This is a genomic window from Enterobacter sp. ECC-175, assembly GCF_043968675.1.
In the GTDB taxonomy this organism is placed as follows: domain Bacteria; phylum Pseudomonadota; class Gammaproteobacteria; order Enterobacterales; family Enterobacteriaceae; genus Enterobacter.
Map to the genome: position 1 here is coordinate 2,791,607 of NZ_CP143776.1, position 23,307 is coordinate 2,814,913.

Below are 23,307 nucleotides of genomic sequence, written 5' to 3' on the forward strand. Positions count from 1 at the left end.
TATCATTTTATTGTTGTGTTCTATCAGGAGTATCACGACATCAGGGGCTTGTATAGCGCCCAATTTTTCCATCCGTGCGCTGTTTTTACCGCCAAAATTAATGATCTTTTCCTGCCGCCTTTTTTTCGCTACTTTGAAGTGTTTACAAAAATTTAATAATCAGGGGCAGGATATGACGCGAAAAGACGGGCTGCTGGCGATGCTGGTGGTCGTGGTGTGGGGGCTAAATTTTGTGGTCATCAAGGTGGGGCTGCATAACATGCCGCCGCTGATGCTGGCCGGCCTGCGGTTCATGCTTGTTGCCTTTCCGGCGCTCTTTTTTGTCGCCCGTCCGAAGATCCCGTTTACGCTGCTGCTAGGCTACGGTTTGACCATCAGCTTCGGTCAGTTCGCATTTTTGTTCTGCGCTATCAAGTTCGGGATGCCCGCAGGGCTGGCCTCGCTGGTACTCCAGGCGCAGGCCTTCTTTACCATCATCCTCGGCGCGTTCGTCTTTGGCGAGCGCTTACAGGGTAAACAGCTGGCGGGGATCGCGCTGGCGATCTTTGGCGTACTGGTGCTGATAGAAGCGAGCCTGAACGGGCAGCACGTGGCGCTGCTCGGCTTTATGCTGACGCTGGCCGCCGGGCTGAGCTGGGCCTGCGGCAACATTTTCAACAAACTCATTATGCAGCACGACGCGCGCCCGGCGGTGATGTCGCTGGTGGTGTGGAGCGCGCTGATTCCGATCGTGCCGTTCCTGGCGGCATCGCTGATTTTCGATGGCCCGGACGTGATGATAAGCAGCCTGGTGAATATCGACCTCACGACCATTCTGTCGCTGATCTATCTGGCCTTCGTCGCCACCCTTGTCGGCTATGGAATTTGGGGTTCGCTGCTGGGGCGGTATGAAACCTGGCGCGTAGCGCCGCTTTCTCTGCTTGTGCCCGTCATAGGCATGGCGAGTGCCGCCGTAATGCTGGACGAAAAGCTAAGCGGGCTTCAGCTGGTTGGCGCGGCGCTGATTATGGCCGGACTCTATATCAACGTGTTTGGCCTGCGGGTGCGCAGGGCGGCGCGGGTGAAAGGGTAAAAAAAGCCCCGCAGCTGCGGGGCAAAAACGAATCAGAGGCCGTGCCGGTTGTAATAAGGCACGCCTAATTCGTCGGATTTATCGCTGCCTGTGCCCATGTGGTTAAAATCATACGGGGAGGCGCTCTGCGCCGTCGGCATCACCATCGCTTCGCGATTGTTTTGCTGAGTAGCAGCGGGTGTTTGCTCCGCAAACGTCTGGCCGGAGACCAGCACCAGCAAGGTGAGGGCGGCGGAGGCGGTGAATTTCATGATTTCCTCGGTTACGTCTTTACAGGCGATAATTAACGACAGTGTATTAACTGCAATGCTTTAACGGATACAGATAGCGGGACTCGCCCGGCATGCTGGTAATGCGGTATTTATGAGGCGGCACGTCGAAGTAGTTCTTAAACGTACGCGTCAGGGTTTGCTGAGACTCAAAACCATAACGCTCCGCCAGATAAAGGATCGGCTCATTGCTTTCTTTCAGTTTTTGGGCAATTTCCGTCAGCTTGCGGCTGCGAATGTATTGTCCTAATGAATGACCGGTCTCTTTTTTGAACATCCGTTGCAGGTGCCATTTAGAGTAACCTGAACGCTCTGACACCTTTTCAAGGGAGAGCGGCGATTCCAGGTTATCTTCGATCCAGTCCAAAATGCTATGAATAGTGATAGCGTCAGTGTTGCGTCTGGACATCGTCATACCTCTTTTCTGTTTACGGCAGTATTTTCTTAAGCAAAAGCTCAAGCGTTGCCACTTCGTCTGCCGTTAAGTTTTTTGTTAGTTCCTGATGCAGTGTTTGTCCTACTAGTTGATGACATTGCTCGCACATAGCCGCGCCGTCGCCGGTGAGTTTCACCAGCACGCCGCGTTTGTCATTCGGGTTAGGGCTGCGTTCAATCCATCCTTTACAGACGAGACGATCCAGCATGCGGGTTAACGCACCCAGATCGACAGAGAGCACCTTTTTCAGCTCAACCGGCGTGATACACACTTCGCAGCGAATGGAACACAGCACTTTGAACTGTGTTGCGGTGATATCCAGCGGTGACAGATAGTCATTGAGCAGGCGATCTTTTTTCTGATTGACCATGTGAATAAGACGACCCAGCGGAATGATTTCGTTGAAGAGGTCACTGGTGTTGTTCACAATGGTTGCCCTGGCAAGTAGTTTAGTCACGGCAGATATTATTGCTCAGGCAAGTATAAGTCAACTGAATGAATTGGCCGATGCCACGAATTGCTAAAACGTTTCATGAACTTTTTTCGAACGCTTTTAAATCAGAAACATAACTTGGAGTTATTCGTCTGTGCGAAAACAATCCTTACGTTGTGCGGATAGCTGTTCCATGCCGTTTAACCCTATAATTGCGGGGAGTCATATGGAAAAGGACAACGACGCAATATGTTGGATTTAATCAAAGCAATTAGTCTCGGGCTGGTGGTATTGCTGCCGTTGGCTAACCCGTTAACCACGGTCGCGCTCTTTCTGGGCCTCGCGGGGAACATGAACAGCGCCGAGCGCAATCGTCAGTCGATGATGGCCTCGATCTACGTGTTTGCCATCATGATGGTGGCGTATTACGCCGGTCAGCTGGTGATGAACACCTTTGGCATCTCCATTCCCGGCCTGCGCATTGCCGGTGGGCTGATTGTCGCCTTTATCGGTTTCCGCATGCTGTTCCCGGCGCAGAAAGCCCACGAATCGCCGGAGGCGAAAAGCAAATCTGAAGAGCTGGAAGACGAGCCTTCCGCCAATATCGCTTTTGTGCCGCTGGCGATGCCAAGCACCGCGGGGCCGGGGACGATCGCGATGATCATCAGCTCGGCCTCAACCGTGCGGGACGGTTCAACGTTCCCGGACTGGGTCATCACCGTCGCGCCACCGCTGATCTTTGCGCTCATCGGGATTATCGTCTGGGCCTCTTTGCGCAGCTCTGGGGCGATTATGCGCTGGGTAGGAAAGGGCGGGATCGAGGCTATCTCGCGCCTGATGGGCTTCCTGCTGGTGTGTATGGGCGTGCAGTTTATTATTAACGGCGTGCTGGAAATTATTAAGACCTATCATTGATGGTTATACCGGGCGATGCTCATGCATGCCCGGTTCATTTGTATAGCCGCTGTGAATATAAATACATTCTGAATTTAAATTAACTGACTGTAATTGCGGGGTTTTTTATCTTTTTCGCACTTGTTCCTTATTAGTGAATAACGTAACGTACGCGGCGTCTACTTTTATCAGGATACCGTCATGAAAAAACGCTATTTACTCGCCTCTGGTGCTTTAATTTTTTCAATGAATGCCAGCGCTGGGCTATTTGATTCAACACCCGAATTCAAATGCGGCCGCGAGGATTCAATTTCAGCCACACAGGCTAAAATCAGAAACGATGCGATAAGCAAGCTGCAGGAAACCTATCTGTCAACGCCTGCTAAGTTTTACGGCAAGCCGCTTCAGTCTTATATAGACAAAGCCAATAAAATTGCCATCGTAATGGAAAATGTCACCACAAGCCCTTACGAAAAAGATAATAGCGTTCGCAACTGTAGCGCTAAAGTCTCGCTGACTCTGCCTCCAGAGCTGCAGTCGGTCATGACGAACTTCCCGGACAAGCTGGCCAGCATTAGCCCCGGCAAAGGGAAAGTGTTAAATGACCGCGTGCAGTGGGAAAACTATCGCTATTCATTATCTTTAGCCGATAATGGAAAAGATATATCCGTATCATATGAATATACCAGCACCGATTATGTTGCTGAGTCATTATTCAACATTACCCTTTTTGCATTAAACAAAGACGATCTGGAGAAGGCCAATCTGCAGGGAAAATTGAGTAGCGCAGCGTACGGTTATGCCGATAGCGATCGCAATTTAAATATGCTGTGGAAATCTCTGCCTGATTCAGTTCGTGCGTCAATGAAAAAAGAACAGAGCGTGTGGATCGGCGATAAAGCGCGTAAGTGCGGTAAAATAAGCGATGCCGCGTCTGAAACTGTTTCGCTGCAAACGCGAATTGATATTTACCAGTGTCAGACAAAAATGACGGAAGAGAGGGTGACCTACCTCGGTGGCGATACCGAAAGGGATTATTAATCGCATCAATGGTTGTTTTCGCCGGGTGAGGACAATCCTCTACCCGGCACAATAACGTTACCCCTGCTGGCCCTGTTGCTCCAGCGCCACCGGCCATTTACGGAAGATAATTACCGACCAGACAAGCGCTACCGCCGCAGGAATCGCCCCCAGATAGCCAATCGCCGACATCGACAGGTGCAGGCTGATCTGATTTCCCACCAGCGCCCCCGCGCCGATCCCGAGATTAAATATCCCCGAGAAGAGCGCCATTGCGACGTCCGTCGCGTCCGGCGCCAGGGCCAGCACTTTTACCTGCATGCCCAGGCCAATAATCATGATCGCCACGCCCCAGAAGAGGCTGAGGATCGCCAGATGGCTCTCGCTACCGGAGGCGGGCATCAGCAGCACAAGGCAGGCCAGCAGCAGGCCGATTGCCCCGCTGACGAGCGCGGAGGCATGCTGGTTGCCGAGCCTGCCAAAAATAACGCTGCCGATAATCCCCGCGCCCCCCAGAATGAGCAGCAGCACGGTGGCAAAGTTCGCGCTAAACCCGGCCACCGTCTGCACGAACGGTTCAATATAGCTGTACGCCGTATAGTGCGCCGTAACCACAATAACCGTGAGCAGGTAAAGGCTCATTAGCGCAGGGCGACGAACCAGCAGCGGCAGGCTTTTCAGCGAGCCGGAATGCTCGCTCGGCAGCTTAGGCAGCAGCTTAATCAGGCAAATGAGAGTGATCAGCGCCCCCATCCCGATGGCGAAAAACGTGGTGCGCCAGCCAAAATATTGCCCGACGATGCGGCCAATCGGCAGCCCCAGCACCATCGCCAATGCCGTACCGGTTGCAATCAGGCTTAGCGCCTGGGCGCGCTTCCCGGGTGGTGCAAGGCGAATGGCAAGCGACGCCGTAATCGACCAGAACACGGCGTGCGCAAAGGCAATGCCCACGCGGCTTATCACCAGCACCGTGAAATTCCACGCCATAAACGACAGCACGTGGCTGGCGATAAACAGCACAAACAGCCCGATCAGCAGCCTGCGGCGCTCCATCTGGCTGGTCAGGAGCATAAACGGCAGCGACATCAGCGCCACTACCCAGGCATAGATGGTCAGCATAATGCCAACCTGCGCCGTCTCCATCTGGAAGCTTTGCGCAATGTCTGACAGCAGCCCGACCGGGACAAACTCGGTGGTATTGAAGATAAAGGCGGCAATGGCGAGCGTGACCACGCGTAGCCACGCGACCCTGCGGGAAACCGTGTTCATTGTCATAGGGAGTATTTTGGCTTAGTTGATGAAAAGACGAGGAGACGATCTTAAAGCCTTAAACGGCTAAAACTCAATCATTATGTGATGCAGATCTCAATATTTGCCCGTTCCCGGCGCTGGCGGCGCGCGGTGTTTTCCGTGAAGATAAAGAACGACACAATAAAAAAGGCGATATAAGCATGCAGGAAATTGATTTCTATCTGGTTGATGCCTTTAGCGACAGGGCATTTGGCGGCAACTCGGCGGCGGTTTGCCCGCTGGAAGAGTGGCTCCCGGACGACATGCTTCTGAAAATGGCGCAGCAGCATAACCAGTCTGAAACGGCTTTTTTCGTGCGCACCGACGGCGGCTTCGAGCTGCGCTGGTTCACCACGCTGCATGAGATAAACCTCTGCGGCCACGCCACGCTTGCGGCATCGCACGTGATCTTTGAATATCTTGACTACCCGCACACTGAAATCGTCTTCTCGACGCGCTTCGTCGGCGAGCTAACCGTCAGGCGCAGCGGCGACTGGCTAACGCTGAACTTCCCGGCGTGGGAGACGCAGGTCGCGGACAACCCGCCAGCGCTGCTATTCCGCGCTTTGGGTATCGAAGGTGCAAGAGAGGTGCGCGTCGGCCGTGACTACATGGTGGTGCTGGAAAGCCAGCGGCAGGTAGAGGCCCTGACGCCGGATATTTCTGCCATGGTCCCGCTGGATAAAATGGTCTGCGTCACCGCGCCCGGCGAGGAGTATGATTTTGTCAGCCGCTTTTTCTGCCCGGGCGAGGGCGTGCCGGAAGATCCGGTGACGGGATCAACCCACAGCATGCTGATCCCGTACTGGAGCGCCAGGCTCGGCAAAACGCAGCTGAATGCCCGCCAGGTTTCAGCCCGCGGCGGGGATTTGCGCTGCGAGCTGAGGGGCGATCGGGTATTGATTGGCGGGCAGGCCACGCTGTACCTGAAGGGCAAAATCTATCTTCGCAACGCTTAAGGTGAGGGCTGCCGCTCGTTCAGCAGGGCGATAAACGCTTCCAGCTGGCGGGTCATGGCGCCGCGCCGCCACACCAGCCAGGTCGTCAGCCAGCGCCAGTTCTCCGCCAGCGGCCACGCCTCCACCTGATGATGCCCCGGCATGCTCTCCAGCATGGAGCGGGGCATTAGCGCAATCCCCGCGCCCGCAATCACGCAGGCCAGCATCCCGTGGTAAGACTCCATCTCATGAATGCGCCCCGGCGTGGCGCGATCGGCGTGAAACCAGCTTTCCAGATGGCGCCGGTAGGAGCAGTTGGCCCGAAAGGCGTAGACGTCGCTGCCGCTCACCTCCGCCGCCCGGGAAACTTTCGCGTGCCCGGCGGGCGTCACCAGCATCATCTCCTCCCGGTAGACGGGCATCCCGTCCAGCTCGGGATGCGACAGCGGCCCGTCAACAAAGGCTGCGCTCAGCGTCCCTTCCAGCACGCCGTCGATCATCGTGCCCGACGGCCCCGTGGAGAGCGCAAACTGAATGCGGGGGTAGCGCTGGTTAAACTGCGCCAGGCTTTCCGGAATACGCACGGCGGCGGTGCTTTCCAGCGCGCCGAGGGAAAACAGCCCCTGCGGCTCGTCTCCGGCCACGACCATACGCGCTTCGTCGACCAGCGCCAGGATCTGCTTGCTGTAGCGCAGAAAATTATGTCCGGCGGGCGACAGCCGCAGGCGCTGGTTTTCACGAATAAACAGCTCTACGCCGAGGTCTGCCTCAAGCTGGCGGATGCGGGTCGTCAGGTTGGACGGCACGCGATGCACCTTCTGCGCCGCCTGGGTGATGCTTCCGGTCTGCGCCACCGCGTTAAACATTTCAAGCTGGGTTAAGTCCATAGCATTCTCGATTCGTGAATAAGGTGGTTAGTATTATTCATTTTTAAGAAATAGCAGAGTGGGCCACACTTAATCAACTCTTACTGCGTGGAGACAATAATGACCTATTCATCTGCAACACATGCCCTCTCCGTTAACCCGGCGACGGGAGAAACCCTGGCCGCTTACCCGTGGGCTTCATCTGACGACGTCGAGCGCGCGATTGCGCGGGCCGATAGCGGTTTTCGCCAGTGGCGTACCGAGAGCGTTGCGCACCGCGCGAAGACGCTGCGCGACGTCGGCGCGGCGCTGCGCCATCGCGCCGAAGAGATGGCGCAGATGATGTCGCGCGAAATGGGCAAACCGATTTTGCAGGCGCGCGCCGAAGTCACGAAGTCCGCCAGCCTGTGCGACTGGTACGCCGAGCATGGCCCGGCGATGCTGCAGGCCGAGCCGACCCTGGTCGAAAACCAGAATGCGGTAATCGAGTACCGCCCGCTGGGGCCAATTCTGGCCGTTATGCCGTGGAACTTCCCGCTGTGGCAGGTGCTGCGCGGCGCGGTGCCTATTCTTTTGGCCGGTAACAGCTACCTGCTGAAACACGCCCCGAACGTGCTGGGCTCTGCCGAACTTATCGCGCAAATCTTCGCAGACGCGGGCGTTCCCGAGGGCGTGTTCGGCTGGGTGAACGCAACCAATGAGGGCGTCAGCCAGGCGATTAACGATCGCCGCATCGCGGCCATTACCGTAACCGGCAGCGTGCGCGCGGGGGCGGCGATTGGCGCGCAGGCGGGGGCCGCGCTGAAAAAATGCGTGCTGGAGCTGGGCGGGTCCGATCCGTTTATCGTCCTGAACGATGCCGATCTCGAGCTGGCCGTGAAGGCGGCGGTGGCCGGTCGCTACCAGAACACCGGGCAGGTGTGCGCCGCGGCGAAGCGCTTTATCGTGGAGGAAGGCATCGCCGAGCGCTTTACACAGCGTTTTGTTGAGATGACCGCTGCACTGAAGATGGGCGCACCGGAGGTTGAAGAAAACTACCTGGGCCCGATGGCGCGTTTCGATCTGCGCGACGAGCTGCATCAGCAGGTTGAGGCTACGCTGGCTGAAGGGGCAACGCTATTACTGGGCGGTGAGAAAGTTGCCGGTAACGGTAACTACTACGCACCAACAGTACTGTGTAACGTCACGCCGGAGATGACCGCGTTCCGCCAGGAGCTGTTCGGCCCGGTGGCGGCGATAACCGTTGCCAAAGACGCGGCCCACGCGCTGGCGCTGGCAAACGACAGCGACTTCGGGCTGTCCGCGACCGTCTTTACCGCCAACGCGGATCTGGCAGATAAATTCTCCCGCGAGCTGGAGTGCGGCGGCGTGTTTATCAACGGCTACAGCGCCAGCGACGCCCGCGTGGCGTTTGGCGGCGTGAAGAAAAGCGGCTTCGGGCGCGAGCTTTCGCACTTCGGCCTGCACGAGTTCTGCAACGTGCAAACGGTGTGGAAGGACCGCGTATAAACGCATGCCGGGCGGGGCTTTCCTGCCCGGTACAGTCCCCGCCTGTCATGTAGCTGCAATGGTTCTGTCATTTTCGTTTCGTAGACTCGTTCGCGTCTAACATATTGTTACCGAAAGAAAATTATGAACCTAACGCAAATTTTTCGCCGTATTGCGCTGCGCATCGTTCCCCGTCGGTTTGGCCTTCTTGCCGGCATCTTCTGTATTATCGGGCTTTTCTCCGCGCTTCAGCTCTCTTCATCCTTCCTGCTGACCTCCTCGCTGCGGGAGGCCCAGCGTAACGAACGTCATAATCAGCTCGCCTGGCAGCAGCAGGGCAAGCTGGATCGGGCGCGGGTTTCGCTGCTGGCGGCAAGCGACCTTCTCAACCGCTCTGGCGTCTATTTTATGCAGGATAAAGAGACCGGCTCGGAGGGGAGCTGGCACAGCCTGATGGACGACGCGCAGAAAGCGCTGGCGGATTCTCACCGGGCGTGGGAAGCGTGGCTGGCGCTCAATCCACCGCGCGACGAGGCGCTGGTGAGCAGCTATCAGCTGTTTTACGGCGCTATTCAGGAGCAGGCGACAGGGCTGGTGGAATCAAATTCCATCGACGCGTTCTTTGCCGTACCGGCGCAGGCGTTTCAGACCGACTTCAACGATAACTACGCCCGCTACCAGCAGGCCAGCGAGAAGCGGGCGATACAGGGGCGGCAGTCCCTGACGGAGGGGCTTTCCAGCCTGCAAACCCTGTTCCTGTTTGCTCCGCTGGCGCTGCTGGCGATCGCCATTGCCGTGTGGTTTGGCATGGCGAAGTGGGTCATTACGCCGCTGCGCCGCCTGATCGCGCATATCAACCAGCTGGCCGCGGGCGACCTGTCCGGAACGCCGCCGGGCGTGGTGCGCTTTAACCGCGAAATTGAACAGCTCCACGGCAGTATCTCCACCATGCAGAACGGGCTACAGCAGCTGGTGACGCAGGTGAGCGACGCTTCGGCGTCTATGGTGGAAAACATAGGCGCGCTGGCGCAGGGCAACGAGAAGCTTTACCAGCAGTCGGCGCGCCAGGCAAAAGCGCTTAGCGACGTGACGGCGCATATTGCCGCGCTGGAAACCCACGTTGAAGGCAATACCGGATATGCGAAGCTCGCCAGCGCGCGGGCGGATGAGGCGCGCCAGGCCGCTGCGGGCGGCGACGCGATGATGTCCACCGTGAATGCGTCGATGCAGACGATCGTTGCCCGATCGTCAGAAATGCGCGGGATCGTGGCGATGATCGACAGCGTGGCGTTTCAGACCAACATTCTGGCCCTGAATGCCGCGATTGAAGCGGCCCATGCGGGAAACCAGGGGCGCGGCTTTGCGGTGGTGGCAAAAGAGGTAGGCCTGCTGGCGAGAAAGAGCAGCCACTCCACGCAAACCATTCAGGAGCTGATTAACCACTCCCTGCAGGGCATCGAAGACGGCTCGAGGGCGGTGAGCCGCATGGAGGACAATCTGCAGCAGGTCACCGGGCTGGTGGCGAACCTTAGTGGTTTGCTCAATGAGATCTCCGCCGCGACGCAGAGCCAGGGGGAGAGCATTTATCAAATGACGCACCGGCTTCACTCCCTGAATCAGGTCTCGCACCGGACGGACGCGCTGGTGTCAGAGGCGTCCGCGGCCTCATCGCGCCTGCACCAGAAGTCGGATCTTTTGCTGCATGCCGTTTCGCGTTTTCGCCTGCCCGCCTGACGTAACGCGGCGGCGTCTGTTATACTCGCAGCCCGTTTTTAGCCTGAGGGCAAGGAGCAAAGTGTGGCTGCGGTCATTCATAATGAGATGCTGGATGAAATTCTGGCGCAGGTGCGCCCGTTACTGGGGCAGGGCAAGGTAGCGGACTATATTCCCGCGCTGGCTTCCGTCAGCGGGGAAAAGCTCGGTATTGCCATTTGCACCGTTGACGGCCAGCGCTTTCAGGCGGGCGACGCGAGCGAGCGTTTTTCCATTCAGTCGATCTCGAAGGTGCTGAGCCTGGTCGCGGCGATGCGTCAGTATGATGAAAACGAAATCTGGCAGCGCGTGGGCAAAGACCCCTCCGGCCAGCCGTTTAACTCGCTTCTTCAGCTCGAAATCGAGCAGGGCAAGCCGCGCAACCCGTTCATTAACGCCGGGGCGCTGGTGGTGTGCGATATGCTGCAAAGCCGCCTCAGCGCGCCGCGCCAGCGGATGCTGGAAATCGTGCGCCAGCTCTCCGGCGTGCAGGACATTGCCTACGATCCGGTGGTGGCTCGCTCCGAGTTCGAGCACTCCGCCCGCAACGCGGCCATCGCCTGGCTGATGAAGTCCTTTGGTAATTTTCACAACGACGTGGCGACCGTGCTGCAAAACTATTTCCACTACTGCGCGCTGAAGATGAGCTGCGTGGAGCTGGCGCAGACCTTTCTGTTTCTGGCACACCAGGGCCATGCGCCTCATCTGTCGCAGGAAGTGGTCTCCTCAATGCAGGCGCGCCAGATCAACGCCCTGATGGCGACCAGCGGCATGTATCAGAATGCCGGAGAGTTCGCGTGGCGCGTTGGGCTGCCGGCAAAATCCGGCGTCGGCGGCGGGGTGGTGGCAATCGTTCCGCACGAGATGGCCATCGCCGTCTGGAGCCCGGAGCTGGACGAAACGGGTAACTCGCTGGCGGGCGTCGCCGCGCTGGAACGCCTCACCCAGCGGCTGGGGCGTTCGGTGTACTGATGTCTGAGCTTGATCCTCTTTTTGCGCGCCTGGCGCGTTCGACGTTCCGCTCGCGCTTTAAGCTTGGCGTAAAAGAGCGGCAGTACTGCTGGGATAAAGGGGCGGAAACCATTGACCAGCACGCGGCTGACTTCGTGGCGAAGCGCCTTGCCCCCGCGCATCCCGCCAATGACGGCAGGCAAACCCCCATGCGCGGCCACCCGGTCTTTATCGCCCAGCACGCCACCGCAACCTGCTGTCGCGGCTGTCTGGCGAAGTGGCACAATATTGCGCAGGGCGAAGCGCTGACCGCGCGGCAGCAGCGATACGTCGTGAGCGTCATTCACCGCTGGCTTGTATTGCAGATGAACGCCCAGAATTGACGGCTGAACAAAGGTGTCAAAGATGTGCTATAGATGCATATAACCTTTCAATAACCCTGCTGGCGACCGAAATAATTGCCATAAGTGATTATGTGGACTGATATTTAATGGGGCCTGCTATCTCATCGTTTACGTTTTTTCGACCAGAGAGCGCACTGCGTAACGCGGTGGGCATTTTCATCCTGACCACGCTGTTTTATTTCATCGGGGCGGAGCTGCGTCTGGTTGAGGCGCTGTCGCTGTTTTGGCCGCTGAACGGCGTGATGGCGGGGATCTTTGCCCGCTATGCCTACCTCAATCGCCTGCATTATTACGCGGTGTCGTATGTCGCCATGCTGCTCTACGATGCCTTCACCACCAGCTGGGGAATGGCCTCTCTGGTCATCAACCTGTCTAATATGGTCTTTATCGTGACGGTAGCCCTGCTGGTGCTGCGCGACAAACGCCTGCGAAAATCGACGCCCGATCCGATTAACGCCCTGAGGCTGTTTAATTACTGCCTGGTTGCCGCGCTGCTCTGCGCGCTGCTGGGGGCCATCGGATCCGTCGGCATCGACAGCCATACCTTCTGGCCGCTGTTTGCCGACTGGTTTAGCGAGCAGTTTTCAACGGGCGTGCTGATCGTTCCCTGCATTCTGGCAATGAAAATGCCCGCGCAGCGCATGCGCGTGCGGCCAGAACAGCTTTTACCGGTGCTGGCGCTGACGGTGTCGGTCATCGCGTCGGTGGTGATTGGCGGAGCAGGGGCGCTAGCCTTTCCGCTGCCCGCGCTGATCTGGTGTGCGGTGCGCTATTCGCTCCCGACCACCTGCCTTATCACCTTCGTGACCGGCGCGACCGAAGTGGTGCTGGTCGCTAACTCGGTGATCAACATTGCCGTTGAGGCGCCGCTTTCAACGCCGCTGATGTTCTCTGCGCGCCTTGGCATTGCGACCATGGCGATTTGCCCGGTGATGGTCTCCGTGAGCGTGGCGGCGATTAACTCGCTGATCCATCAGGTTTCGCTGCGCGCGGACTATGATTTCCTGACCCACGTCTACTCGCGATCCGGCCTGTATGAAGCGCTTAAGCACGAAGAGGCTCACCGTCATTCGCGTTTTCTGACGGTGATGCTGCTGGATATCGACTATTTCAAAAGCATTAACGATAACTATGGACACGAGTGCGGCGACCGCGTGCTGACGACCTTTGCCCACAAGGTGCAGCAGGTTGTCGGCGAGGACGGCATGGTGGCGCGAATGGGCGGAGAAGAGTTTGCCGTTGTGGTAAACGCGGGTGACGAGCAGCACGGCTTTGCGCTGGCGGAGCGTATTCGCCAGGCAATCGCTCACCATCCCTTTACGTGGCGCCAGCAAACCATCTTTTTAACCGTTAGCATCGGGCTGGGAAGCGGCAAAGCAGAATCATGGCAGCTGACGGAGGTTTTCAACAAGCTGATGGCCGAGGCGGATGATTTTCTCTATCGCTCGAAAAAAGCCGGGCGAAACCGCACCAGCGCGCGGCTGTTGCATGAAACCGGGGTGGTCAATGCCGACAGAGGCACGGAGCGGGTATAAACCCTCGTTCCCCGCATGACAAAGCCTCTGCGTAAGCTACGCTTTGATATGAGCCCGGCACAAGGAGACGTCATGAAATCACCGGAAATTCCCGCTAATGAAAAAGAGCGTTTAGATGCGCTGCGTGAGTCAGGGCTGCTTGAGCCCGGCGCGTCCCCCGCGTTCGATCGCCTCACGCGGCTGGCTAAACGAGTCTTCCAGGTCCCTCTGGCGATGGTCAATCTGATAGATGAACATACCCTGATTGTTAAATCTGCCGACGGCAATGCTCCAGAAACGGTGCCGCGCAATATCTCATTCTGCGGCCACACGATCCTCAGCGAGGCGCCGCTGGTGGTCGGCGACATGCTTCGGGACGATCGTTTTGCCGATAATCCGCTGGTGGCCGGTGAGCCGGGCGTGCGTTTTTACGCCGGGTTTCCGCTGCGCCTGCGCGACGGGGCCAGCGTCGGGTCGCTGTGCCTGATTGATTACCAGCCACGGGAGTTTAGCGCCGCGGATCTCGCGGTGCTAAGCGATCTAGGCGCGCTGGCGGAGGACGAGTTTGCCGCCGTCAGCGCGGCGACAACCGACGATTTAACCGGGCTTTTTAACCGACGCGGGTTTAATCAGTTTGTCCAGTTTACCCTCTCGTCTGCCCGCCGTCGGGCGGAGCCGCTCACGCTCGGCTGGATCGACCTGGACCACTTCAAATCGATCAACGATCTTTACGGTCACGAAGAGGGCGACAAAGCGCTAAAGGCGATGGCCTCATTGATGCGCGCCTCCTTCCGCGAGGCCGATCTGCTGGTGCGCTTCGGCGGAGATGAGTTTGCGGTTCTGTTTGCGGACACGGACGAGCAGGGCGGCTGGATAGCGATGCACTATCTCTCCGGGCAGGTCGAGAGCTACAACGCGCGTCGGCTGCACCCGTGGGCGCTGGCCTTCTCGTGGGGCGTGAGCGAGTTTGATCATCAGGGCAACGACGTGCAGCAGTGGCTGAAATGCGCCGACGAGAAAATGTATGCCATGAAGCAGCAGCGCCGCCTGGAAAGGTGACATTGCAAAATCCTATGATAAAGGCCGTTGCGTTAAGAAAATGTTAAAAGCAAAGTAGAGTGCGACATAGCCTTAAAAAAACGGACCTCTTAATGCATATCACATCCCTTACCCGGGACGGTATTTTGTCCCACATTGATGCGCTCTCCGCTGTTCTCGACAATTGCGTGCGCGGCGGCGCATCCGTTAGCTTTATGCTGCCCTTTACCCCCGAGAAGGCGCGCGCGTTCTGGCTCGGCGTGGCCGAGAGCGTCGGACGCGGTGAGCGCACCGTGCTGGCCTGCTTTGATGAGCAAAATGCGCTCATCGGTACGGTGCAGTTAATTACTGACCAGCCTGAAAACCAGCCGCACCGGGCGGACGTGGCAAAGCTGCTGGTGCATGACAAGGCGCGCCGTCAGGGGGCCGCGATGGCGCTGATGGAGGCGCTTGAGGCGCAGGCCCGCGAGCAGGGAAAAAGCGTGCTGATGCTGGATACCGCAACCGGCAGCGGCGCGGAAACCTTCTACCAGCGCGCGGGCTGGCAAAAAGCGGGAGAAATTCCGCGCTATGCCCTCATGCCGGACGGTGAAATGACCGCAACCTCGCTCTTCTATAAGTTTTTGTGAGTGTTTTACACAATGACGCGATGAATTGATCAAAACAGGGTTCCTGGTCGAAATGTTTTGATAAGTTATTACACCAATTGCATGAGGCTGTATGACTAATCAATCAAGGAACCCATTGTGAACACACTCAACCGTCGTGATTTCCCCGGTGCTCTCTACCCTGAACGTATCATTCAGTTTGGCGAAGGCAACTTCCTTCGCGCCTTTATCGACTGGCAAATCGACCTCTTAAATGAACATACCGATCTCAACGCGGGCGTTGTGGTTGTGCGCCCAATTGACAGCGACTTCCCGCCGTCGCTCAGTACCCAGGACGGGCTGTACACTACGATTATTCGCGGCCTGAATGAGAAAGGCGAAGCGGTAAGCGAATCTCGTCTGATCCGCTCCGTAAACCGCGAAATTAGCGTCTATAGCCACTACGATGAATTTCTCAGGCTCGCCCACAATCCCGATATCCGCTTTGTTTTTTCCAACACCACGGAAGCGGGCATTAGCTATCACGCGGGCGATCGTTTTGAAGACGCGCCTGCCGTCAGCTATCCGGCGAAGCTTACGCGCCTGCTGTTCGAGCGCTTCAGCCATTTCGACGGGGCGAAAGACAAAGGCTGGATTATCATTCCGTGCGAGCTGATTGATTACAACGGCGAGGCGCTGCGCGAGCTGGTGATGCAGTACGCGCGGGAGTGGGCGCTGCCGGCTGCATTTTCGCAGTGGCTGGAGGAGGCAAACTGCTTCTGCTCCACGCTCGTCGACCGCATTGTGACGGGCTATCCGCGTGACGAGGTGGCCGAACTGGAAGCCTCGCTCGGCTACCACGACGCGTTCCTCGACACCGCGGAACACTTCTACCTGTTTGTCATTCAGGGGCCCGCGTCGCTTGCGCAGGAGCTGCGGCTAACGGAGTTTCCGCTCAACGTGCTGATCGTCGATGACATCAAGCCGTATAAAGAGCGCAAGGTGGCGATTCTTAACGGGGCGCACACGGCGCTGGTGCCGGTGGCGTATCAGGCGGGGCTCGACACGGTAGGGGACGCCATGAACGATGCCCAGATCTGTTCTTTCGTTGAGCGGGCAATCTACGAGGAGATTATTCCCGTGCTGGATCTGCCGCGCGACGAGCTGGAGTCCTTCGCCCGCGCGGTCACCGGACGTTTTCGCAACCCGTATATCAAGCACCAGCTGCTGTCGATTGCGCTCAACGGCATGACAAAATACCGCACGCGCATACTGCCGCAGCTGCTGAAAGGGGCGAAGCGCGGCAAATTACCGGCCCGGCTGACCTTTGCGCTGGCGGCGCTGATGGCCTTCTACCGCGCGGAGCGTAACGGCGAGCGCTATCCGGTGCAGGACGATGCCCACTGGCTTGAGCGTTATCAGCAATTGTGGGCGCAGCATCATGACGGACAAATCAGCACCCGCGCGCTGGTGCTGGCGGTGCTGAGCGTAGAGGAACACTGGGGGGAAGATCTCACCCAACTGAACGGACTGGTTGACCAGGTGACGCGCGATCTCGATGCCATTCTGCTTCGGGGAATGCGTGAGGCGGTAAAACCGCTCTGCTAATCAGGACAGGGGACGGTCAGCACATGACGTCCCCTTTTAAAACGGATGTACTTAGTTACAACATACTAAATACCCCTTTTTTTAAAAATCACCTCAGCATCGTGCGGTTTTCGCCTCGCAGTAGTTAAATGGCAAACTTCCGTTAACAAGCTTGCAACCGTGATGGCGATCACGTTTAATAGTCGCGCTCTTTATCTTTCCTGAAGCTGACTATGATTGTTCGTCCCCAACAGCACTGGCTACAACTGATTTTCGTCTGGCACGGCTCGGTCCTGCCGAAGATTTACACCCGACTGCTGCTCAACTTCCTGCTTTCCATTGCCGTGATCGCGATGCTGCCGTGGTATACCTCGCTTGGCATCAAATTCACCGTCGCCCCGTTCAGCATTCTCGGCGTGGCCATCGCTATTTTCCTCGGCTTTCGCAATAACGCCTGCTATTCGCGCTACGTTGAGGCAAGGCTGCTGTGGGGGCAGCTGATGATAGCGGCTCGGTCGCTGTTTCGCGAGGTAAAAAACACGCTGCCGGACGATCCGCACCTCGGCGAATTTGTCCGCATGCAAATTGCGTTCGCGCACTGCCTGCGGATGACGCTTCGCCGCCAGCCTCAGTCGGAACGGCTGTCAGGGTATCTCTCCGAGGAAAATCTCAGCAGGGCGATGGCGGCAAGCTCTCCGGCGAACCGCATTCTGCTGATGATGGGCGAGTGGCTGGCCGTGCGGCGGCGGGAAGGGCAGCTTTCGGATATTCTTTTCCACAGCCTCAACAACCGCCTCAACGATATGTCCGTGGTCCTCGCCGGGTGCGAGCGCATCGCCAACACGCCGGTGCCGTTTGCCTATACGCTGATCCTCCACCGCACGGTTTACCTGTTCTGCATCATGCTGCCGTTCGCGCTGGTCGTGGACCTGCACTACATGACGCCGTTCGTCTCCGCGCTGATCTCCTACACCTTTATCTCGCTGGACACGCTGGCGGAAGAGCTTGAAGATCCGTTCGGCACGGAGGATAACGATTTACCGCTGGATGCCATCTGCAACGCGATGGAGCGGGACCTGCTGCAGATGAACGATGAAGAGACTATTCCCGAGCGCATCGTGCCGGACAAGCATTATCAGCTGACGTAGCGGGCGTTCCACTCGTCGCGGGTAATTTCCCACAGCTCGGAGTCCAACAGCCCGCTGACGTACGGTTTCTTTTCCGTGCGGATCAGACGCATGCCGCTGCTGGCAGAGATGCGCTGGGAGCGGGCGTTGGCCGCCGCCTTCGGCGCGCGCAGCACCGGCTTGTTCAGGGTGTTAAACCAGAAGTCGGTCGCCGCGATGCTCGCTTCGCGCATGTAGCCTTGGCCCTGAAACGCCGGAGCCAGCCAAAATCCGCGGTTGTTATCCTCCACGTCGTACAGGCAGATGATGCCCATCAGCTCGTCGGGCGCGTCCTTGCGGCGAATGCTCCAGAACCAGGCAATGCCTTTTTCCATGTCCGGCAGCGCAACGTTATTCACGTAGCTTTCCGCGCCATCGTCCGGGTAGGGCCACGGCACGGATGACACCATGTAGCGCACAATTTCCCAGTGGGGATAGCGCTGCTGGATCTGCGGCGCGTCGTCCGCCGTCAGCGGCTTGAGCACCAGGCGCGCCGTGGTCAGCGTGGGTATCGTCATCTGCAATTCTCCATTTTCATTCTGCCTTCTGGTATGTTGATTTTTACCACACTCCACGCAAGCCTGCTGATATTCATTGGCTTACGCAACATCGAGGACAACATGACCGTAACTATCAGAGCATTGCGCGCAGAAGATTATTCCCGCTGGCGTCCGCTGTGGGACGGCTATACCCATTTTTACGGCTGTAGCCTGGACGAATCCGTCACCGCCTGCACGTGGGAAAGGGCGCTGAACCCGCTTTCATCGCTGTTTTGCCGGGTGGCGGAAATCGACGGCAAGGTGATTGGATTTGCCCTCTGCGTGCTGCATGAGGGCACCTGGTCAACGGCGCCGATCTGCTATCTGGAAGATCTGTTTGTCGATGAAGCCGCGCGCGGTGCGGGTGCCGGTCAGGCCCTCATCGACGCGCTGATAGCCGAAGGCAGAGGCGAAGGGTGGTCGAAGCTGTACTGGGTAACGCGCGAGAGTAACCCGGCACGCAAGCTGTACGATCGCTTTGGCGAAGCCGATGATTACGTCCGCTACCGCATTTCGCTTTAGCCCCCGCGCGGGTTTGTATCACACTGTATCTGCGCCCGAGAGACATACACAGCCTTGCAAAAAGGGCGCTTTCGCACACATCCGCTATACAAAAACTTGGTGTTATATCCCCGTGAACTCAACGCAATCGGAGATAACACCATGTTTAGCAAATTTGCTTCCTCAACCCTGGCTTTAACCGTTTCACTGGGTACCGTCATGTCCTGCCAGGCCGAAGCGACGGGCAAAGACTTCGCTGCCGCATTTAATCAGGTCCATCAAATCAAGACGGGCGTTCTGAACGTCGGCTACGTCGATATTGGTCCGAAAGACGGGCAGCCGGTGATCCTGCTGCACGGCTGGCCGTACGACATTCACAGCTACGCTGAGGTTGCTCCCGCGCTGGCGGCGAAAGGCTATCGCGTGATTGTCCCTTCTTTACGCGGCTACGGCACCACGCGCTTCCTGTCAGATAAAACGCCGCGCAACGGACAGCCTTCGGCGCTGGCAAAAGACGTTGTTGACCTGATGGACGCGCTGAACGTCAGGCAGGCGGTATTCGCCGGTTACGACTGGGGCGCGCGTACTGCCGACATCGTGGCGGCGCTGTGGCCGGAGCGCGTGAAATCGCTGGTCTCCGTGAGCGGATATCTGATCGGCAGCCAGGCGGTGGGTAAACAGCCGCTGCCGCCGAAAGCGGAACAGCAGTGGTGGTATCAGTTTTATTTCGCGACCCCGCGCGGCGCGGCGGGCTATGCCAAAAACACCCATGATTTTGCCCGCCTGATCTGGTCCCAGGCCTCTCCGGACTGGAAATTCAGCGACGCGACCTTCAGCGCCAGCGCCAAATCCCTGGATAACCCCGACCACGTTGCGGTGACCCTGAGCAACTACCGCTGGCGTTTAGGCCTGGAAAAAGGCGAGCGTAAATACGATGGCTACGAGCAAAAGCTTGCCGCGCTGCCGAACATCACCGTTCCGACGATTACCATTGAAGGCGGTAACAACGGCGCGCCGCATCCCGCCCCGCAGGCCTACGCCAGCAAGTTTACCGGTAAATACGAACACCGCACCTTTGGCGCGACCGTGGGCCACAATCCCCCGCAGGAAGACCCGCAGGATTTCGTTAACGCGGTGATCGACGCGGACAAGCTCTGAAATGTGCTATTTTCAATCCGTTACCCCTCATTCAGGAGCCTGCGGTGGAGCATATTGATCATATCCTTGTCGTCGATGACGACAGGGATATTCGCGAACTGATCGTGGATTATCTTGTGAAGTCCGGCTATCACGCCTCGGGCGCGGCCAACGGCAAAGAGATGCGCGCGGTGCTTGAGAAGCAGCATATCGACCTCGTCGTGCTGGACGTGATGATGCCCGGCGACGATGGCCTGACGCTGTGCCGACAGCTTCGCAGCAGCAGGCATAAAGATTTGCCGATCCTGATGCTGACGGCGCGCAACGAAGACACCGACCGCATTCTGGGGCTGGAGATGGGGGCCGATGACTACGTGGTTAAACCCTTTGTGGCCCGGGAACTGCTGGCGCGCATCAAGGCCATTCTGCGCCGCTTTCGCACCATGCCGCCTAACCTTCAGGTAACCGAGGCGGGGCGGCTGGTGATGTTCGGCGACTGGCAGCTTGACACCGTGGCCCGCCACCTTATTGATAACGAGGGGATGATCGTGGCGCTCAGCGGCGCGGAATATCGCCTGCTGCGCGTGTTCCTCGACCATCCTCAGCGCGTGCTGACGCGCGATCAGCTGCTGAATCTTACCCAGGGGCGCGACGCCGAGCTGTTCGAGCGCTCCATCGACCTGCTGGTCAGCCGCGTTCGCCAGCGTTTGAATGAAGATGCGCGAACGCCGGCCTACATTAAAACCGTGCGCAGCGAAGGCTACGTGTTTACGATGCCGGTGACGATCGTTGAGGCCAGCGAATGAGGTTATGGCCGCGCTCATTACTGGCCAGGCTGCTGATCGTGGTGTTGTCAGGACTGATTCTGGCGAACTCGCTCAGCCTGACCCTGGTTATGCTCGAACGCACGCGCAGCGCCCGCAGCGTCATGCTTGGAAACCTGGAGTATGACGTAGCGACCAGCGTGGCCATTCTCGACCGGCTGCCCGCAGGCGAGCGCCCCCAGTGGCTGGAAAGGCTGCAGCGCGGCAACTACCGCTACGTGCTTGGCCCCGGCGAGCCGGGGGCTGCCCCGAAGGATAAGCGCTCGCAGGATGCGATTCGCACCTTAACCAATACGCTTTCTCCTCGCTATCCGCTGACCTTCACGGCCGTACCCGGACCGGTTTCGCACATTCAGGCACATCTTATCCTCGGCGACGGCGAGCCGCTCACCATCGATCTGGTTCCCCGAATGCCGCCCGTCGCCAGCTGGCTGCCCGTAGTCCTGGTGCTGCAGCTTCTGCTGGTTGCGATCTGCTCCTGGATCGCCGTTCGTCAGGTGGTGCGGCCTTTATCGCAGTTTACCCGCGCGGTAGATTCGCTCGACCCGGCGGCGCATTCGCCGATGAGCGAAAAGGGGCCGTCCGAGGTTCGCCGCGCCGCGCACGCCTTTAACGCCATGCAGTCGCGCATTCAGTCCTACCTGCGCGAACGCGCCCAGATCCTGGCCTCGATTTCTCACGACCTGCAAACCCCCATCACGCGGATGAAGCTGCGGGTGGAAATGGCGGAAAGCCCCGATCTGCGCGACAAGCTGCTGAACGACCTCGATAACATGTCGCGCCTGGTGCGGGAGGGCATTGCGTATGCCCGGTCATCAGAATCCCTCGAAGAGACCTCGCTCAAAATGGAGCTGAATGCCTGGATCAACAGCATCGCCAGCGACTACCAGGACATTGGTAAAAGCGTGCAGTTTCGTGCAGCGGACGAGCGCCTTCCGGTAGTGACTCGCCCGCAGGCGCTGCGCAGGGTAATGACCAACCTGCTGGACAACGCGCTAAAATTTGGCGATGAGGCGGTTATCGCGCTGGAAAACCACCGGGACAAAATAGTGATTCACGTTACGGACAACGGGCCGGGCATTCCTGACGCGGAGCTGGAGGCAGTGCTGCAGCCATTTTACCGCGTTGAAACCTCGCGCAACCGCGACACCGGCGGCACGGGGCTGGGGCTGGCGATCGCGGCGCAGCTTACCGCGCAGCTGAAGGGCACCCTGCGTTTGACGAATCGTCAGGAAGGCGGGCTGGACGTGTCCGTCACGCTCCCGCGCGAATAATTGTACGGCTTTGTATCCCGCCTAAGCAGGATACACGCGCAGACAAAACCCGCCTTTTCGAACACATTCGATACACACCCGCACGGTGAAATGACGTCACTGCAACATCGCAGGTGACGTTTCCGTGAGGTCATTATGTTTCTGATAATTGCGTTTTTGGGCGGGATGGTGAGCCTGCTCAGCCCCTGTACGCTCCCCGTCATTCCGCTGCTTTTTGCCGGATTTCAGGGGCAGCGGCGGCATATTCTGGCGCTGCTTGCCGGGATGGTCGCCATGTTTACGCTGGTTGCGCTGGCGGTGACCGCGGCGAGCGACTGGATCGTCAACGCTACCCTGATTGGACGCTGGGTTGCCCTCGTCGCTCTGACCGCCGCGGCGCTTGCCCTGATTTTTCCGTCCGTTGCCCAGCGGCTTGCAGGGCCTGCGGTCAGCGTCGGGAACCTGCTCAATACCGGCAGCAGCAGGACGCGCGGCGTGACGTCCGCATTTTTAGCGGGGCTTGCCGTCGGCCTGCTTTGGTCCCCGTGCGCGGGGCCGATTTTAGGCGCGATTTTTAGCCTTAACGTTGCCGGGCATTCGGCTATCGCCACCGGATTGCTGCTGGCGGCATACGGCGGCGGGTGCGCGCTGATGCTGGGCCTTCTGGTGGCGGGCGGGCGCAAGATTGTAGCGCCGCTGCGCGCAAAATCGGCGCTGATGGAGAGGCTCCGCCAGGGGGCGGGAGTCGTGATGCTGGCCGCCGTCGCGCTGAATGCCACCGGATTATCGTCGGCGCTCAAGGGCGCGAACGGCGTGGCCGACAGGCTGGAGACCACGCTGCTCAGGCTTGCAAAACCCGCGGCGCCCGCGGTGAAGCTCCAGCCCGTTGTCGAGCCGGTGACCAGCAGCGCGTTGCCGTCGCTGAGCGGGGGAACCGGCTGGCTAAACGGTGACCCTGTCACGTCTGAATCGCTAAGGGGCAAGGTCGTACTGGTTGATTTCTGGACGTGGGACTGCATCAACTGCCAGCACGCGCTCCCGCACGTGCGCGACTGGGCGAATAAGTACCGGCAGCAGGGGCTGGTCGTGATTGGTGTCCATACGCCTGAATACCCCTGGGAAAAGCCGCTCTCGTCAGTCAAAAAGGCGATCGATAAGTGGCAACTGCCGTACCGCGTGGTGACGGATAATAACTACACAATCTGGAACGCGTTTGGAAACCAGTACTGGCCCGCGCATTACTATTTCGATGCTAAGGGCCAGCTGCGCTACGCGTCGTTCGGCGAAGGAAATAATGAAAAGCAGGAGCAGGTGATTCAGCAGCTGCTGAAAGAGGCGCGCTCGTAGT

The 23,307-nt window shown here is 58.4% G+C and carries 24 protein-coding genes; 18 read left to right on the top strand and 6 right to left on the bottom strand.

Annotated features, from left to right (window positions below; genetic code table 11):
• Positions 1-172 precede the first annotated feature (172 nt).
• On the top strand, positions 173-1,072 hold the full coding sequence (gene eamA, locus V1599_RS13360; protein WP_395300212.1) for an O-acetylserine/cysteine exporter: 900 nt from the start codon (positions 173-175) through the stop codon (positions 1,070-1,072).
• 32 nt (positions 1,073-1,104) lie between these two features.
• Here the strand turns inward: eamA and marB are convergent, their stop codons facing one another.
• From marB to marR, 3 genes are read right to left on the bottom strand one after another with little or no spacing between them, the layout of a single operon-like run.
• Positions 1,105-1,323, bottom strand: coding sequence for a multiple antibiotic resistance protein MarB (marB, locus tag V1599_RS13365; RefSeq protein ID WP_112009993.1), 219 nt, complete (start codon positions 1,321-1,323; stop codon positions 1,105-1,107).
• Between the two features lie 46 nt (positions 1,324-1,369).
• Positions 1,370-1,750, bottom strand: coding sequence for an MDR efflux pump AcrAB transcriptional activator MarA (gene marA, locus V1599_RS13370; RefSeq protein ID WP_001303241.1), 381 nt, complete (start codon positions 1,748-1,750; stop codon positions 1,370-1,372).
• Positions 1,751-1,769: 19 nt separating this feature from the next.
• The gene (marR, locus tag V1599_RS13375) at positions 1,770-2,204 is read right to left on the bottom strand and encodes a multiple antibiotic resistance transcriptional regulator MarR (RefSeq protein ID WP_112009995.1); all 435 of its coding nucleotides are present in this window, start codon (positions 2,202-2,204) and stop codon (positions 1,770-1,772) included.
• Between the two features lie 255 nt (positions 2,205-2,459).
• Here marR and V1599_RS13380 point away from each other — a divergent pair, with 255 nt between their 5' ends.
• Complete coding sequence (locus tag V1599_RS13380; RefSeq protein ID WP_371187470.1) at positions 2,460-3,125, top strand: MarC family NAAT transporter; 666 nt, start codon at positions 2,460-2,462, stop codon at positions 3,123-3,125.
• Between the two features lie 180 nt (positions 3,126-3,305).
• Entirely contained in the window at positions 3,306-4,145 is an 840-nt protein-coding gene (locus tag V1599_RS13385) for a lysozyme inhibitor LprI family protein (protein WP_395300213.1), read from the top strand.
• Between the two features lie 57 nt (positions 4,146-4,202).
• Here V1599_RS13385 and V1599_RS13390 read toward each other — a convergent pair whose 3' ends face one another.
• Entirely contained in the window at positions 4,203-5,399 is a 1,197-nt protein-coding gene (locus V1599_RS13390) for a sugar transporter (RefSeq protein WP_395300214.1), read from the bottom strand.
• Between the two features lie 176 nt (positions 5,400-5,575).
• Between V1599_RS13390 and V1599_RS13395 the strand changes: the two genes are divergently transcribed.
• The gene (locus tag V1599_RS13395; protein ID WP_112009999.1) at positions 5,576-6,373 is read left to right on the top strand and encodes a PhzF family phenazine biosynthesis protein; all 798 of its coding nucleotides are present in this window, start codon (positions 5,576-5,578) and stop codon (positions 6,371-6,373) included.
• On the opposite strand, the gene V1599_RS13400 is transcribed toward V1599_RS13395, so the two are convergent.
• Positions 6,370-7,239 (bottom strand): LysR family transcriptional regulator, encoded by an 870-nt coding sequence (locus V1599_RS13400; protein ID WP_112010000.1) that lies wholly within the window; start codon positions 7,237-7,239, stop codon positions 6,370-6,372. The genes V1599_RS13395 and V1599_RS13400 overlap by 4 nt on opposite strands.
• Before the next feature lie 99 nt (positions 7,240-7,338).
• On the opposite strand from V1599_RS13400, the gene sad reads away from it, so the two are divergent.
• From sad to V1599_RS13445, 9 genes are all read left to right on the top strand, one after another.
• Positions 7,339-8,727 carry a succinate-semialdehyde dehydrogenase gene (gene sad / locus V1599_RS13405; protein WP_395300215.1) on the top strand — a complete coding sequence of 463 codons (1,389 nt, stop codon included), beginning with the start codon at positions 7,339-7,341 and terminating at the stop codon, positions 8,725-8,727.
• Between the two features lie 123 nt (positions 8,728-8,850).
• Positions 8,851-10,440 carry a methyl-accepting chemotaxis protein gene (locus tag V1599_RS13410; RefSeq protein WP_395300216.1) on the top strand — a complete coding sequence of 530 codons (1,590 nt, stop codon included), beginning with the start codon at positions 8,851-8,853 and terminating at the stop codon, positions 10,438-10,440.
• A 63-nt stretch (positions 10,441-10,503) separates the two neighbouring features.
• Entirely contained in the window at positions 10,504-11,430 is a 927-nt protein-coding gene (gene glsB / locus V1599_RS13415; RefSeq protein ID WP_112010003.1) for a glutaminase B, read from the top strand.
• On the top strand, positions 11,430-11,792 hold the full coding sequence (locus V1599_RS13420; protein WP_112010004.1) for a DUF4186 domain-containing protein: 363 nt from the start codon (positions 11,430-11,432) through the stop codon (positions 11,790-11,792). The genes glsB and V1599_RS13420 overlap by 1 nt, the downstream gene beginning before the upstream one ends.
• Before the next feature lie 107 nt (positions 11,793-11,899).
• A complete protein-coding gene (locus V1599_RS13425; RefSeq protein WP_395300217.1) occupies positions 11,900-13,348 on the top strand; it encodes a diguanylate cyclase domain-containing protein in 1,449 nt (482 codons plus the stop codon).
• Between the two features lie 72 nt (positions 13,349-13,420).
• On the top strand, positions 13,421-14,386 hold the full coding sequence (locus V1599_RS13430; RefSeq protein ID WP_395300218.1) for a sensor domain-containing diguanylate cyclase: 966 nt from the start codon (positions 13,421-13,423) through the stop codon (positions 14,384-14,386).
• 92 nt (positions 14,387-14,478) lie between these two features.
• A complete protein-coding gene (locus tag V1599_RS13435; protein ID WP_112010007.1) occupies positions 14,479-14,994 on the top strand; it encodes a GNAT family N-acetyltransferase in 516 nt (171 codons plus the stop codon).
• A gap of 117 nt (positions 14,995-15,111) precedes the next feature.
• Positions 15,112-16,560 (top strand): tagaturonate reductase, encoded by a 1,449-nt coding sequence (locus V1599_RS13440; RefSeq protein WP_112010008.1) that lies wholly within the window; start codon positions 15,112-15,114, stop codon positions 16,558-16,560.
• Positions 16,561-16,772: 212 nt separating this feature from the next.
• A complete protein-coding gene (locus tag V1599_RS13445) occupies positions 16,773-17,687 on the top strand; it encodes a bestrophin family protein (protein ID WP_112010009.1) in 915 nt (304 codons plus the stop codon).
• On the opposite strand, the gene V1599_RS13450 is transcribed toward V1599_RS13445, so the two are convergent.
• Complete coding sequence (locus V1599_RS13450; protein ID WP_112010010.1) at positions 17,675-18,223, bottom strand: GNAT family N-acetyltransferase; 549 nt, start codon at positions 18,221-18,223, stop codon at positions 17,675-17,677. The two genes, V1599_RS13445 and V1599_RS13450, sit on opposite strands and share 13 nt — an antisense overlap.
• 102 nt (positions 18,224-18,325) lie before the next feature.
• Between V1599_RS13450 and V1599_RS13455 the strand changes: the two genes are divergently transcribed.
• The 5 genes from V1599_RS13455 (at position 18,326) to V1599_RS13475 (ending at position 23,306) form a co-directional block, all read left to right on the top strand.
• Entirely contained in the window at positions 18,326-18,766 is a 441-nt protein-coding gene (locus V1599_RS13455) for a GNAT family N-acetyltransferase (RefSeq protein ID WP_395300219.1), read from the top strand.
• Positions 18,767-18,907: 141 nt separating this feature from the next.
• The gene (locus V1599_RS13460) at positions 18,908-19,903 is read left to right on the top strand and encodes an alpha/beta fold hydrolase (protein WP_395300220.1); all 996 of its coding nucleotides are present in this window, start codon (positions 18,908-18,910) and stop codon (positions 19,901-19,903) included.
• A 44-nt stretch (positions 19,904-19,947) separates the two neighbouring features.
• Positions 19,948-20,688, top strand: coding sequence for a response regulator (locus V1599_RS13465; RefSeq protein ID WP_112010012.1), 741 nt, complete (start codon positions 19,948-19,950; stop codon positions 20,686-20,688).
• Positions 20,685-21,980, top strand: a complete 1,296-nt coding sequence (locus V1599_RS13470) for an ATP-binding protein (protein ID WP_395300221.1) — start codon at positions 20,685-20,687, stop codon at positions 21,978-21,980. The genes V1599_RS13465 and V1599_RS13470 overlap by 4 nt, the downstream gene beginning before the upstream one ends.
• A gap of 135 nt (positions 21,981-22,115) precedes the next feature.
• The gene (locus V1599_RS13475) at positions 22,116-23,306 is read left to right on the top strand and encodes a cytochrome c biogenesis protein/redoxin (protein WP_297122882.1); all 1,191 of its coding nucleotides are present in this window, start codon (positions 22,116-22,118) and stop codon (positions 23,304-23,306) included.
• Position 23,307: the final 1 nt, after the last annotated feature.

Bases quoted from the DNA above. Each gene is read 5' to 3' on its own strand.
- eamA (WP_395300212.1), top strand. From the start codon at position 173: ATGACGCGAAAAGACGGGCTGCTGGCGATGCTGGTGGTCGTGGTGTGG.
- marB (WP_112009993.1), bottom strand. From the start codon at position 1,323: ATGAAATTCACCGCCTCCGCCGCCCTCACCTTGCTGGTGCTGGTCTCC.
- marA (WP_001303241.1), bottom strand. From the start codon at position 1,750: ATGTCCAGACGCAACACTGACGCTATCACTATTCATAGCATTTTGGAC.
- V1599_RS13380 (WP_371187470.1), top strand. From the start codon at position 2,460: ATGTTGGATTTAATCAAAGCAATTAGTCTCGGGCTGGTGGTATTGCTG.
- V1599_RS13385 (WP_395300213.1), top strand. From the start codon at position 3,306: ATGAAAAAACGCTATTTACTCGCCTCTGGTGCTTTAATTTTTTCAATG.
- V1599_RS13390 (WP_395300214.1), bottom strand. From the start codon at position 5,399: ATGACAATGAACACGGTTTCCCGCAGGGTCGCGTGGCTACGCGTGGTC.
- V1599_RS13395 (WP_112009999.1), top strand. From the start codon at position 5,576: ATGCAGGAAATTGATTTCTATCTGGTTGATGCCTTTAGCGACAGGGCA.
- V1599_RS13400 (WP_112010000.1), bottom strand. From the start codon at position 7,239: ATGGACTTAACCCAGCTTGAAATGTTTAACGCGGTGGCGCAGACCGGA.
- sad (WP_395300215.1), top strand. From the start codon at position 7,339: ATGACCTATTCATCTGCAACACATGCCCTCTCCGTTAACCCGGCGACG.
- V1599_RS13410 (WP_395300216.1), top strand. From the start codon at position 8,851: ATGAACCTAACGCAAATTTTTCGCCGTATTGCGCTGCGCATCGTTCCC.
- V1599_RS13420 (WP_112010004.1), top strand. From the start codon at position 11,430: ATGTCTGAGCTTGATCCTCTTTTTGCGCGCCTGGCGCGTTCGACGTTC.
- V1599_RS13425 (WP_395300217.1), top strand. From the start codon at position 11,900: ATGGGGCCTGCTATCTCATCGTTTACGTTTTTTCGACCAGAGAGCGCA.
- V1599_RS13430 (WP_395300218.1), top strand. From the start codon at position 13,421: ATGAAATCACCGGAAATTCCCGCTAATGAAAAAGAGCGTTTAGATGCG.
- V1599_RS13435 (WP_112010007.1), top strand. From the start codon at position 14,479: ATGCATATCACATCCCTTACCCGGGACGGTATTTTGTCCCACATTGAT.
- V1599_RS13445 (WP_112010009.1), top strand. From the start codon at position 16,773: ATGATTGTTCGTCCCCAACAGCACTGGCTACAACTGATTTTCGTCTGG.
- V1599_RS13450 (WP_112010010.1), bottom strand. From the start codon at position 18,223: ATGACGATACCCACGCTGACCACGGCGCGCCTGGTGCTCAAGCCGCTG.
- V1599_RS13455 (WP_395300219.1), top strand. From the start codon at position 18,326: ATGACCGTAACTATCAGAGCATTGCGCGCAGAAGATTATTCCCGCTGG.
- V1599_RS13460 (WP_395300220.1), top strand. From the start codon at position 18,908: ATGTTTAGCAAATTTGCTTCCTCAACCCTGGCTTTAACCGTTTCACTG.
- V1599_RS13470 (WP_395300221.1), top strand. From the start codon at position 20,685: ATGAGGTTATGGCCGCGCTCATTACTGGCCAGGCTGCTGATCGTGGTG.
- V1599_RS13475 (WP_297122882.1), top strand. From the start codon at position 22,116: ATGTTTCTGATAATTGCGTTTTTGGGCGGGATGGTGAGCCTGCTCAGC.